Origin of the sequence: Streptococcus sp. KHUD_016, from assembly GCF_051106465.1 — a bacterium.
Classification (GTDB): domain Bacteria; phylum Bacillota; class Bacilli; order Lactobacillales; family Streptococcaceae; genus Streptococcus.
Genome location: NZ_CP193663.1, coordinates 1,404,807 through 1,418,638 on the forward strand (window position 1 = coordinate 1,404,807; position 13,832 = coordinate 1,418,638).

The following is a 13,832-nucleotide window of genomic DNA, read 5'->3' on the forward strand; positions in this document are numbered from 1 at the left end:
AAACTGCTAATCTTTTCAGTTCATTTACGCTTTCAAAATCCTTATCTAATCAGGTATTGAATGCACAAACAAGATCATGGAGAAACCACAGAAAAATTCCTAGGTAGCCTTAAACCTAGGAATTTTTCAAATTTTAATCAAACAGAATCGTTTCCTTATTTCTTGAAAATAGACTGCCTGAAGTCGTCTGTCTCACGAAGATAAGCATTGTAAATCTTCTTCTTGAGCAGGTTAACCCAGCTAGCTTCGACACGGCTAGTAGCATTGGTAATGTTGCGTACATCCTCTGCCACGGCTGCGTCCATCAACTGCTGCATCTCTGCATAAGAACGAATGGTTACTTTCTTGGTACTGTTTGGATTTTTAAGCTCGTACTCAATGGTAATTGGCTTCAGCTTGGTCAGCTGATCAATTCGCTCCTTGTACATGGCCTTCTTGAAGGCTGCCCAAGAGGTGTATTCACCTTTAAATACATTTTCCAAGACTTTCTGGTCCGTCACGAGACCAACATCTCTTCCAGACCATCCGTCCCACGTTTTCTTCCCTTCATCGAAAGCTTCCTGAGAGTACTGACCAGAAACATAAGGGACAAATCCGTCATGGTAGCCCTTGGCTGCTAGTAATTCATAGGCTGTGCGACGGAACATAACGTCACCTGGTGCTCCATTTGGATTGCTCAAGGCTGAGTAAATTGGTGAGAAAAGGCTGAGGCTGAGGTAGCCATTTCGACCATATTTCCCACTTTCCTTATTCTCCCGACGAGTGATCACATCATTTTCAATCAGGGAGTCAAAGGTCTTCAGTTGCTTGATTTCCTCAGCAGTAAAGCTTCGCGTCTGGTTACCAGCGTGGGTCTCCTTTCCATACTTATCTGTAATATAGTAATTCTCCATCTTCCTGAACCACTGTAACTTGGCAGCATCACTCTGCTTCAGCATAGAAGTACCTTCTAGATAGTCCAAGGTGTAGATCATGTCAAACATACCATGGACATAGTGTTGTAGGTCTGCTTCATTTTGAACACGTTCCTTGAAATTATAGGTATGCATACGTGTCTTAGAATCCTTGTCCACCTTGAAGAGAGTATTGAGCGTAATGGTTGGTTCATCTGGGCTTGGCGAAGATTGCAAGAGTCCCCGAGCATAGAGTTCCGCACCCAAGCCCTCACGACGACCATAGCCTTCGAAGTAAATTGCACCGTCAGAATTATGGGTCATCTCATGCGTGTAGACTGAGTTTCCATAGTCTTCTAATAATCGTGCCCTATCAAAATGGGTCACACTTCCCGTAGCGTAGGCATTGTAGCCCTTGCTTGGATACCACTTGCCGGCTGGTCCAAAGAATTCCTGCATAGCCTGTGATTTTTTGTCATTAGCTGGAGCCCAATAGCTTTGTCCTGCTTTGTCAGTTAAGAAGAACCCATCATACACCAGAACCGAACGGAAGAGCTTGTCCTTGCTTTCTGGATTCAGAATCTTGTACCAGAAATCATAATGGTCGCGCTGGTATTCAGCTGTTTTTCTCACTCTGTCTTCGACATATTCAGCTAGCTCAGCGTCTGTGCGCACCCTGTTATTAGCATCCAGGCGATAGCGATCATAAGCTCCCATAGAGAGGGTAGACATATTGGAGATAGCATAGACACCCTTCTCTGTCATGGTCAAGAGTGGCAGGAGCATGCCCTTGTGTTCCCAATTATCTGCAGTAATCTTATCATAAACACCGACAGAGTACTTGCTCTTGCCCTCGGCTGCGTCCTGAAGCTGTCTCGCTTCTGGCACATCGGACTTAGCCTCAATGATGTAGGCTTTTGTATTGGTCTTGAGCCATTCATTATTGGTCTTGTATGGTAGGAAGAGCTGACGGTAGCCTTCAAGGTAATTGAAGAGTCCTCGCTTGCCAGTTGCTTCAGAGAGCGAATTATCATATGCTGTATAGTTGTTCTTAGCCTTGAGATTCTCAAGTCCTGATTTCCCTAAAGCAATGATTGTATCAAGAACCGAAACGTCATTCTTACCGTAGAAATCCAACTTGTAAGCCGACAAGTCCTTAACATTAAAGTTGTCATAGTTGATATTGTACCAACGGTTAAGGTAAGTCAAACCTAATAGGAAAGCTTCTTTATCAGCAAGAATCTTCTTAACAAGATAATCCTTAACTACTTCACCTTCAGTATTGATAGCCTTATCCATAGCCAGCACTTTGCGGAGCTCACCTGATAGCTTGCTTTTCACTTGCGTAAATGCAGTGTCTAAGTATAGTTCATCCAAAGAAGTATCTGCGGCTACTCCGAGAGCTGTTCGCATAGCTGGCGAATCAAGAACGACCTTGTTCAGCTCTGGCAAGACTTGATTTAGAATACTAGTGTAATCTGATACAAAGGCTTCTGGAGTATAAAGAAGGTCTAAGCCCTTGATACTATACTCAGCAATACCTCGATTTACGAAATCTCCCTGATAAGATATTTCTAGGTAGTCAATGGTATTGTCCATGTAGTGCAGCATCAAACGATTGATTGCTGTTTTATTACCATGGATATCAGTGATAACCTGGTCGCCCTTCATCGGAACAACATCCAGTAGGTACTCCTTATTCAACTTATGCTCTTTCGGAATCTTGTTCGCAAACGAAACAATGGTTTCTTTATTGTAGAAAGGAAGCAGTTTCTCCATATTTGCATAAGAATATCCACGGTCGAATTGAGCATTGTTTACCTCACCATAGTCGACATAACGCATATTTAGATTCGTGTCATCTAGGCTAGTCGTGATGTCCATAGCAGTCAGTTTTTCTTCCATTTCTTCTTGAGTAATAGTAGAAGTAACAAACTGATCGTTTTTCAAGGTTTCACTTTTAGCAACTTTATATGCTTGCGTAATGCGGTCGTTTTTGTAGCCCTGATCCCCAGAAATACTGTAAACATTTGTACCGCTAACATTACTGATCACATTATCAACTAAACCATTAAAGTAGTTCGAGCCGACCACTCCACCGATTTGACCGCTAGTGGTTGCATTATATACTTTTCCTGTCACATACGACTTGGTGATTCGAGCATTGTTTTCTAGACGTCCAACCAAACCACCAATACGTTGTTCATTTGATCGTGCACCACTAATAATCGTTACATCTGCTTTACTTTGGCTAAGAAGAGATTCTCCTCCTTTAAGGCTCGCAACCAAACCACCTACGTTATAAGCTTTGATGTGTTGATTGTTAGATAGGATGGTACCAGTAAAGGAACTATTGGTAATTTGCGTATTGGTTCCAGTAACTACTAGACCCGCTACGTTAGAAGCGTTACCTACTACCGATACTCTCCCTTGAACAGAAACGTCTGTGATTCGCGCATTTTCCGCATTGCGTGCCAGTGCAGCCGAGTCATAGGTACCCACGATATTCACATCTTTAAAGTCGATATTTGAAATGGTAGACCCACTCTTGAGGTTTTCAAATAAAGGCTTGGCTAGATTATAAATGGCGTATTGCTTACCATTATGACTACCTGTCAGACTGCCGGTGAAGTTCCCTTTGAGGTAGACATAATCCGCAGGAGCTAGGTTGACCTCGCTCGCATCCAAATCAGCTCCCAACACATAATTTCCTGCCATATTTCGCTTCATAGCGTCTACCAATCTAGCAAAGCTAGTGTAGACATTTTGCTGGCTTGGGACTGCCTTACTGATGTAGAAGTCGTGCCCAGACTTATAGCCCGTTTCACTTTCTTGGACGAGTTCAGGAAGGGTTACATTAACCTTATAGACTGCCTTGCCATCCTTCTCTGCTTCAGAAATGCTGTGAACTGGTAGGAGAATTTCCTTGGATTCGCTTGATTTGATCTTGACGAAGTAAGTAGACAGATCCGTAGGCATAGAGTTCATCGATACAAAGCGCTTGTATTGGTCGTTTTCTTTATGATAAAACTCAACGGAATCAATATCACGGAAGGCAATCTTCTTGTATTCTAGCTCAAAGTTACGACTGTCTGTTTCAAACTCAGTAAAGCTACCATTATCCAATTCATAAGTCAACTTAGTTTTTAGAGTGTAGCCTGTGTAGTAGTCTAAGTCGCCAATTTTCAAGCTGCCAGCAAAGTTGGTAATTGGAAGAGTGCGAATCAGCTGGTCTCCCTGGTACAATTCTGCAGTCGCTGAACGGAAGGACTGGGTCTGGTCTTCCAATCTATATTGGACCGTCACCGACTTATCATCAGTATTCTCAGTCAGACTTAGAATGGAAACTGTCGGCTTGACTTTAGGCACTCCATTTAGTGCTTCTTTGGCTGCTGTCAGACTAACAAGAGCTTGGTTGACCTGTACTTGTGTAGCTGTTTGATCGTTCAAAACTCCCTCTGCCTTGGTCAATTCGTCAGTATAAGCTGTCTGCTTTTCTGAATCCGCATTCTTATATTTAACCGAAGTTTTAACCGTTGGATTTAAATCGTACTCAGTCTGAAGAGCTGTTTTAACAACTTCAAGACCACTTAATTGAGCCTTGGCTTGATTGATTTGTTCCACCAGTTGGTTGACTTCTGCTTGGCTGGCTTGGGATTGGCTCAGAATCGCTTGACCAGCCGTCAAAGCAGCATCATAGTTAGCTTGATGACTCTGACTATCGTTGAAATAACGGGCCTGAGCTTTAATCTGATCCGCTTCTGCCAAGAGATTATGCAGTGAAATTAAATCGAACTCCTCTAAAGCATCTGCTTTCGGCGCATCATTTGGCACCATGGTTGGTTTAGCCGTTCCAACTTTGACTATTTGCGTTACAGGAACTAGGGTTTCCTCATTAGACAACTCTTGGCGGTCAACCTCTTGACCGTTAGAACTGTAGACTCGGGTCTTAATGGTACGTTCGCCTTGGACACCCGGAGTTGCAATTTGACGAGCATCACGAACAAGCTCATCCGTTTCTTCTTCACGAATGGTGAAATTGATTTTTTCTACACGAGTTTCATCCGTGTAAGTCAGTGGATATTCTGGCAGAGCGTCTGCTTTTGGCGCTTCGCTTGGTACCATGCTTGGTTTAGCAGTTCCGACTTTGACAATCTGTGTTACGGGAGCCAAGGTTTCTTCATTCGAAAGTTCTTGACGGTCAACCTCTTGACCGTTAGAGCTGTAAACACGAGTCTTGATGGTCCGCTCACCTTGAACACCCGGAGTTGTGATTTGACGAGCATCTCGAACAAGCTCATCGGTTTCTTCTTCACGAATGCTAAAGTTGATTTTCTCTACGCGCGTTTCATCTGTATAAGTCAGTGGATACTCTGGCAGAGCGTCTGCTTTCGGTGCATCGTTCGGTACCATAGTTGGCTTAGCTATGCCGACCTTGACAATTTGCGTTACAGGAGCCAAGGTTTCCTCATTAGACAATTCTTGGCGGTCGACAACTTGACCGTTGGAACTGTAAACACGAGTCTTGATAGTACGTTCGCCTTGGACTCCCGGAGTCGCGATTTGGCGGGCATCTTGGACCAATTCATCCGTTTCTTCTTCACGAATGCTAAAGTTAATTTTCTCAACCCGAGTTTCATCGGTATAAGTCAACGGATATTCTGGCAGAGCGTCTGCTTTCGGTGCTTCGCTCGGTACCATATTTGGTTTAGCAGTTCCTACTTTGACAATTTGCGTTACAGGAGCCAAGGTTTCCTCATTAAACAATTCTTGGCGGTCGACAACTTGACCGTTGGAACTGTAGACACGGGTCTTAATCGTACGTTCACCTTGGACACCTGGAGTTGCAATCTGACGAGCATCTCGAACAAGCTCATCCGTTTCTTCTTCACGAATTGTGAAGTTAATTTTCTCAACCCGAGTTTCGTCGGTATAAGTTAGTGGATACTCTGGCAGAGCGTCTTCTTTCGGTGCATCGTTTGGTACTACGGTTGGTTTAGCAGTTCCGACTTTGACGATTTGCGTTACCGGAGCCAAGGTTTCCTCATTAGACAATTCTTGGCGGTCAACAACTTGACCATTAGAACTGTAGACACGGGTCTTAATCGTACGTTCACCTTGGACACCCGGAGTTGCGATTTGACGAGCATCTTGAACTAGCTCATCCGTTTCTTCTTCACGAATTGTGAAGTTAATTTTCTCAACCCGAGTTTCGTCGGTATAAGTTAGTGGATACTCTGGCAGAGCGTCTTCTTTCGGTGCATCATTTGGCACCATGGTTGGCTTAGCCGTGCCAACTTTGACCACTTGCGTTACAGGAGCTAGAGTTTCCTCATTGGATAATTCTTGGCGATCAACCTCTTGACCGTTAGAACTGTAGACGCGAGTCTTGATCGTGCGCTCTCCCTCAACACCTGGTGTTGCAATCTGGCGACTACCCTCTGGAATCTCATCTGTATATTGCTCGTCAATAGAAAAATCAATCTTTTCTATTCTAACCTCATCATTTGTAGTCAATTCCAACTCAGAGTTCTCTTGAACAGGCGCTGTTTCTGGACTGGTGCCATATTCTGTCAGTTCTGGAATCTCTTGAACTGGAGGCGTATCAGAACTGGTGCCATACTCTGCTAATTCTGGAACTTCGTGAACTGGCGCTTTATCAGGATTTGTCCCATATTCCGTCAGTTCTGGAGTCTCACGAACCGGAGACGTCTCAGGACTAGTTCCATATTCCGTCAGTTCTGGAACTTCATGAACTGGAGCTGTATCAAGATTTGTGCCATATTCCTTCAATTCTGGAACTTCATGAACTGGAGATGTCTCAGGAGTTGTACCGTACTCTGCTAATTCTGGAACTTCGTGAACTGGAGTTTCTTTTGGTATCGAGTTAGCTGGAGCTGTTCCAACTAAAATAATTTCAGAAACAGGTTCAACCGTCACTTGATCAGAAATCATTTCGCTTTTCACGATTTCTTGATTCTTACGAAAATGACGAGTCACTACTGTACGTTGACCTCGAACACCTGATTGTATGACTTTTGATTGGCCTTGAGCCAATTCATCGGTATATTGGTATTTTGTCTGATAAGGAAGTTCTTGAACTGACTCCTGCTCGCTAATTTTTAGTTCTGGTAAGTCATAAATAGGAGTTGAGCGTGTGAACTCTATCTCCTTAGCAGCTATAGTTTCTCTTTCTTCCTCAGTTAAAGCATCCCCCTTATCTGAAACAATCTCTTTCATATCAAGATTTGTTTCACTTGGCTTAAGTTCACTTCCCTTCTCTTTCTCTAAGTCAAGTGTCAGATTTTCCTTCAGAGCAGAATGAGCTAAATGACTATCATTTTGTTCTTCATTCTTTAAGTAACCGATATAGTCGTAACCGTCAATTTTCAATGGCGCTGGAAGTGCATCTCCAAGACCCAAGTTAAGACTTTGATTATATGCAGCGAGTTCGATATTCGTAACCGCTAAGACTGTTGGAGATAGCAGTATGGATCCCATTCCAGTTACCAACAAGATCGAAGATAAATACCTCTTCCCATTTCTGCCTCTAACAACTACAAGCACTAGTAATGTAAGACCCATCGCTGTAAAAGTGGATTCCCAAAGGCCGGAGTGACCTGTCTTAGGCAATACTCCAGATGAATCCCCTTGAGTAGTCGGACGATAAACTAAATAATAGGTCTCTGAAGCGTCCTCAACATACTTTGGAATCTCCCTGATCAAGGCACTCTTCTCTGCCTCCGTCAATTCAGACTCCACTACGTAGTGGTATTTGACCTGAGCAGACTGCTGACTTTGAATTTCTGCTGCCTTTACAGAAGTCAAGTCCCCAGTTATTTGCCCACTCAAAAAGAAGCTTCCAATCGTCGCCGAAACGAGCCCAACTGACAACTTCCTGAAAGAAAAGCGCTGTCGTTTTTCTCCATAAAACTGATGTTTCATTCTCAAAATTTCCTCTTCAATATGTTATTCAATCCTTTCTATTCTACATGATTTCACTTGATTATTCAAATTATTTGTCGCGATTTTTAGAAGCAACACATGCTTTTGAAAAGTACCAAAACACGACTCCTCTTTTTAAAAAATCTCAAAAATCAACTTAAATCTCTTCCTAAAAATGTTAGATTTACCCCCTTTGTCCTAAGCCTTTTCCAGCAAAAAAGAGAGAAATAACTTTCTCTCTTTTTCCTTTTTATCTCATCTTAAACTATGAGAAGACATATTTCTAATCTGATTATTTGGCTTCAAATCCTTCTGCGACAGCGTCTGCAAAGTTTTCTTCTACGATGCTTGCACAGTGATCACAGATAACTGCATGGTAGCTACGTTCTGCAGTAGTTGGATCGATACGACGGCAACGGTCACAAACTTCACCTGCAGCGCGTTCAACTGTAAAGGCAACATCCTCAAAGCTAACTGCGCCTTCTGGAGCTGTACCTTCAGCGATGGTCAATTCTGACACGATCAAAAGTTGAGCCACATTGCTATCTACTGCTCCAAGAAGAGTTTTCACCACTTCATTTGGATAAACTGTCAAGTGGGCTTCGAGTGATTTACCGATTACTTTTGCATTACGTGCTTCTTCTAAGGCTTTTTGAGCTTGTCCACGGAAGTCCATGAAAGCTGCCCATGTATCCAAGATTTCTTCTTGGTTGGCAAAGGTTTGAGCTTCTGGTAGTTCTGATAATTGAACGAAGTCTTCAGCTTCAAACTCAAGATATGACCAGATTTCCTCTGCTGTGTGAGGAAGGATTGGTGTCAAGAGTTTGGTGATTTTGACAAGAATGTCATAGAAGACAGTCTGCATTTGACGGCGTTCGAGTGATTTGGCACCTTCGATGTAGACAACATCTTTAGCAAAATCAAGGTAGAAGGCTGACAAGTCAACGTTGATAAAGTTCACCAAGGCCTTGTAGATGGTTAAGAATTCAAAGTCAGCATAAGCATCACGAATGGTCTTCACAAGCTGGTTAAAGCGAATGGTCATGTACTTGTCAACAGAACGAAGCTCATCGTAAGCCACTGCGTCTTGAGCTGGGTTAAAGTCAGATGTATTGGCAATCAAGAAGCGAAGTGTGTTACGGATCTTACGGTAAGTTTCAGAGACTTGGCTCAAGATATCCATAGAGATACGTACGTCGTTGCTTGAGTCCACACTTGTTACCCAGAGACGCAAGATTTCCGCACCAAATTGTTTTTCAACATCACTTGGAGCAATGGTATTCCCAAGAGATTTAGACATCTTCTCACCTTTACCATCAAGCGCAAATCCTTGTGACAAGATTTGTTTGTAAGGAGCAACGCCATGGTTGGCAACAGATGTGATAAGTGATGAGTTGAACCAACCACGGTACTGGTCAGAACCTTCAAGGTAAAGATCTGCTGGATATTTGAGTTCTGGACGGTTGACCACTACTCCATTCCATGAGGAACCTGAGTCAAACCATACGTCCATGATATCTGTTTCTTTCTTGAACTCGCCATTTGGTGAACCTGGATGAGTAAATCCTTCTGGCAAGAGGTCCTTAGCATCACGTTCCCACCAGATGATAGAACCATGTTCCTCAAAGAGTTGAGCTACATGTTCAATCGTTTCAGCTGTCATGATAGCTGTACCATCTTCTGCGTAGAAGATTGGAAGCGGAACACCCCAAGCACGTTGACGAGAGATAACCCAGTCACCACGGTCACGAATCATATTGTAAAGACGAACTTTACCCCATTCTGAGTGGAACTTCACTTTTTCAATTTCATCCAAGATTTCTTGGCGGAATTTAGATACAGAGGCAAACCACTGTGGAACAGCACGCCAGATGATTGGTTTCTTGGTACGCCAGTCAAATGGGTATGAGTGAGAAATTTCTTCTTGAGCAAGGAGTAAATCACCCAGTTTTTCGATAACCGTCGGCACAACCTTGTCATAGAACTGACCCGCAAATTCAGGACCAGCATTTTCCATCATAATACCGCGTTCGTTAACTGTTACAGCAACTTCAAGGCCGTTGGCAACACCGACATTGTAGTCGTCCTCACCAAAACCAGGGGCTGTATGGACAATACCAGTACCAGAGTCAGTCGTAACGTGGTCACCAAGGATCACCAACTCATCTACAGCTGTATCCCATGGGTGGACTGTTACGATGTGATTCAATTCTTGACCACGGTAGGTTGCCAAGACTTGCACATCAGCCCAGCCAAATTTCTCAGACAAACTGTTCAACAATTCTGAAGCAACTACAAACTTACGAGATTCACCAGCTGGTTGAACGACTACGTAGTCAATATCTGCTCCAACTGTCAAACCACGAGATGCTGTGATGGTAAAAGGAGTTGTTGTCCATACAACGATGTAAGTATCTGCATCTAGGACACCTTTTCCGTCTTTGACGCGGTTAGCATAGTAAAGGGAAGTTGAAAGCAAGTCATGGTATTCAATTTCCGCTTCAGCAAGAGCTGATTCAGATGACCAAGACCAGTAAACTGGCTTGGCACCACGGTAGATGTAGCCTTTCTTAGCCATTTCTCCGAAGACACGGATCTGAGCCGCTTCATAGTCCGGAGTCAAAGTCACATAAGGATTTTCCCAGTCGCCAGAAACACCCAATCGTTTAAAGTCTTCACGTTGTTTATCTACTTGAGAAAGAGCGTACTCGCGGCAAAGTTTCAAGTACTCAACCAAGTCCATTTCTTTGCGTTTAACGCCCTGTTTAGCCAAGACTTGCTCGATTGGCAATCCATGTGTATCCCAACCTGGGATGTAAGGAGCGTAAAATCCAGACATAGACTTAGAACGAACAATAATATCTTTAGAAATCTTGTTCATGGCATGTCCAACGTGGATATTTCCGTTTGCATACGGAGGTCCATCATGCAAGGTGAAATGTGGTTTTCCTTGGTTCAATTCTTGACGACGTTGGTAAAGTTTTGCTTCTTCCCATTCTTTTTGCCAAACTGGTTCTTTGGTTGGAAGACCAGCACGCATAGGAAAGTCTGTTTTCCCTAGATTGAGGGTTTCTTTAAGTTTCATTGTTACTCCTTTAATTTAAAATGACAAAATAAAAACCACGATTCGCAAAAAGGACGAAAATCGTGGTACCACCTTTGTTCGAAAAAAGACAGGGTCTCTTTTCCTCTTTTCCCGTAACGTGGGGGACGTCTAGTCTTACTGTTTTCGGACTGGATTGCTTGAGAGGATAATCTAACCACTAGGGATTGCAGGACTCTCACCATCTCCCGCTCGCTGAAAATATAGTTGGTTGGATCTTGTTCTCACATTTTTTTATAGGATAAGAACAGATTCTTTGTTTGCATCGTCCTCAGTTGTTGCAGTAGCTTCTACTTCAACTGACTCTTCATGCTGGTCACTTTCTTCTGTCTGTTGATTTTGTTGAGCTTCAAACTCAGCTAATTCTTTGTTGCCAGCCTCGATACGAGCTTGTAATTCAGCAACCTCTTCTGGTGTGAATTGACGAGTCATATCAATAGGTTCTTCCTCTGGTTGTAAAGATACAGTTTCACCAAGAACTTCACCCACCACTTCTTTAAAGGCTTCATCACTTGTCTGAAGGTAAGTAGCTGTTGGGCGAAGAATATCTTCCCAATCAGATGACTCAACAATTGCTAACTGACTTTCAATCGTAGACTTGAGGCGTTGATGGAATACACGGCTCTTGTTCTTCAACTCTTCTGTCTCAACAGCCACTCTCTTCGCATTATCTGTAGCCTGACGGAGAATTTCATTTGCCTTGTATTTCGCTTCTTCAAGCAAACGCTGAGCATCTTGTTCAGCTTGTTGAATAATATTGTTTGAACGTTCTTGAGCAGCTTGTTTAACACGCTCTGCAGTATCTTGAGCAATCAAAACTGACTGACTCAAGGAATCCTTCATCTCATCAAAGTAAGACAAACGTTCTTCCAAACTCTTGATGTGTGTCTCTTTATCGTGATTGCTACGAACCAAGTCTTCGTAGTCACGAACAACGATATCCAGAAATTCATCTACTTCTTCTGGATCAAAACCTCTAAATCTTGTACCAAAGGTTTTATCTTTAATTTCTAACGATGTAATTGGCATACTTTTCCTCACTTACTTAATAAAAAATAGAATCATTAATTGCTTCTGGTTCTTGCTCGCTTGTTACTGTTCTCTTAGGAATATCATTCGTATAATAGGAAAGACGTTCTTCTAGTTTTTTGATATAGAGTTCAGTTTCATCTTTGTATCGAATCATCTCCTCTAATTCAAAGTAAATCTTATCTAGAAAGAGGTCAACTTCTTCCTGATTGTAGCCTCTGAATGTTCTTGAGAAAGCTTTATCACTTATTTCTTGTGGTGTAATCGACATATTTTTTCTCACTTGCTTAAAAGTAGCCGGACTGTTAGTTTTTTCTTATCCTTTTTGGTCTGACCATTGTCTTTGACAATTTTTAGACGACCAAACTTTCTCACACTGATCAAATCCCCAACTGCAACCTGGTAATCACTTTTTTCAACCAGATGATAGTTTACCTGGACAGATTTTTTCTCTATCAGTTGACTAGCTTGGTTTCTAGATAATTTCAAGGCACTTGATAAGAGGGCATCCAATCGAAAACTCGAAACTAAAATTTCTCGTTCTCTATAATCAATTTTAGACAAAATCCTATCGGTAAAAGGACGTTCCTCCAGCGATACAGGAAGTCTGCCAATCTTTCTTATTCCATCCTGAAAAAGTGGAATGAAATCACGATTGACAAAAATCTGTGCTCTCTTTTCATCTACCAAGATATCACCAAATAATTTACGGTCAATTCCTAGTTGGTTGATGATTGTTCCCAATATTTTTCCATGACTCAGTTGTTCAAACTTACTCGGATAGCAAATTTCCAACAAGGTCATTTCAAAGTCTGATATCTCCGGTTCAAAGTAATCTGGATAGAGAAGAACTCGAACCGACTCTGTCGGAAGAACATCACCACTACTTTGGCAACCCAGTCCATATGTCCCAGCTAGCACCCTCAAGATCTGTTCCTGATGGGGATTGATAAAAGGAGTAAGTACCGGCGCGTAGGTATCTTCTACCCTCTTGATCCACTCTAACCCCTTATCAATAAAGGGAATATCATCTTGGGAAAAATGCTGATAAATGGCTCGATTTACTGTCATAGTAATAAGACTAGTCGTGTTAAGATATTTCCAACAAACTGAATCAGAATCAGCGCTGCCCAAACCGTAAAGTCAAGACCAGCAAATTGTAGATTGAGCTTACGAAGGGGCTCAATAACTGGGCGAGCAAGTCTGATAACTAAGCGACCTAACTGGCTTTCATAGGCATTTGGAAACCATGAAAGAAGAGCAAATGCAACGAGAATGATGGAATAAATGCTAACCGCATTTTGGATTAAACGGATTAAGAAAATCATTATCTTGCTCTATTTCGTTTAATATCAAAACCAAACTCAGCGCTTTGTGATTCATCTGGAAGTTTGATATCTTCAATATTCACGACAACGTTGACAGGCGTCAATAGATACATCGTACTCGCAACTTTTTTCATATTCCCAGCTAAGACATGGCGGGCTCCGTCCAAGTAATCAAGGCAACGACGGGCTTGAACCTCTGTCATATATTGGAAATCAATCAAAATACTTTCATTGCCAGCCAACAAATCTACAATTTCAGTTGCATCTTCGTATTTTCTTGGATAGCGAACGTCAATTGTCACTTTCTCATCTGAACGGTGGCTTTGCATTGCCAATTCTTGCTGTCGTGCATGTAGACGAGTAATATTTGCATCTTTTGCTGATCCTGACTGAGCAGGTGCTGGTAATTCTTTAGAAGATGAGATGGTTGGGCTAACTGTTTCCTCTTGTTGAGTCTGGTAGTTAGTCGTTTCTTCTCCGTCTTCTGTAAAATAATCTATAAATTTATCGAATCTATCTTTTAAAGACATAGCT

At 42.4% G+C, this 13,832-nt stretch carries 7 protein-coding genes; all 7 read right to left on the reverse strand.

Annotated features, from left to right (window positions below; genetic code table 11):
- Positions 1 to 155: 155 nt before the first annotated feature.
- Complete coding sequence (locus tag ACORHV_RS06580; protein WP_434397870.1) at positions 156 to 7,838, reverse strand: ZmpA/ZmpB/ZmpC family metallo-endopeptidase; 7,683 nt, start codon at positions 7,836 to 7,838, stop codon at positions 156 to 158.
- A gap of 292 nt (positions 7,839 to 8,130) precedes the next feature.
- The gene (gene ileS / locus ACORHV_RS06585; RefSeq protein ID WP_434397872.1) at positions 8,131 to 10,923 is read right to left on the reverse strand and encodes an isoleucine--tRNA ligase; all 2,793 of its coding nucleotides are present in this window, start codon (positions 10,921 to 10,923) and stop codon (positions 8,131 to 8,133) included.
- Positions 10,924 to 11,175: 252 nt separating this feature from the next.
- A complete protein-coding gene (locus ACORHV_RS06590) occupies positions 11,176 to 11,970 on the reverse strand; it encodes a DivIVA domain-containing protein (RefSeq protein ID WP_001123190.1) in 795 nt (264 codons plus the stop codon).
- A 16-nt stretch (positions 11,971 to 11,986) separates the two neighbouring features.
- Positions 11,987 to 12,241 carry a DivIVA domain-containing protein gene (locus ACORHV_RS06595; RefSeq protein ID WP_000028988.1) on the reverse strand — a complete coding sequence of 85 codons (255 nt, stop codon included), beginning with the start codon at positions 12,239 to 12,241 and terminating at the stop codon, positions 11,987 to 11,989.
- Between the two features lie 8 nt (positions 12,242 to 12,249).
- On the reverse strand, positions 12,250 to 13,041 hold the full coding sequence (locus tag ACORHV_RS06600) for an RNA-binding protein (protein ID WP_049505661.1): 792 nt from the start codon (positions 13,039 to 13,041) through the stop codon (positions 12,250 to 12,252).
- Complete coding sequence (locus tag ACORHV_RS06605) at positions 13,038 to 13,298, reverse strand: YggT family protein (protein WP_000576500.1); 261 nt, start codon at positions 13,296 to 13,298, stop codon at positions 13,038 to 13,040. Before ACORHV_RS06605 ends, ACORHV_RS06600 begins: the two co-directional genes overlap by 4 nt.
- On the reverse strand, positions 13,298 to 13,828 hold the full coding sequence (locus ACORHV_RS06610) for a cell division protein SepF (RefSeq protein ID WP_049501415.1): 531 nt from the start codon (positions 13,826 to 13,828) through the stop codon (positions 13,298 to 13,300). The genes ACORHV_RS06605 and ACORHV_RS06610 overlap by 1 nt, the downstream gene beginning before the upstream one ends.
- Positions 13,829 to 13,832 lie beyond the last annotated feature (4 nt).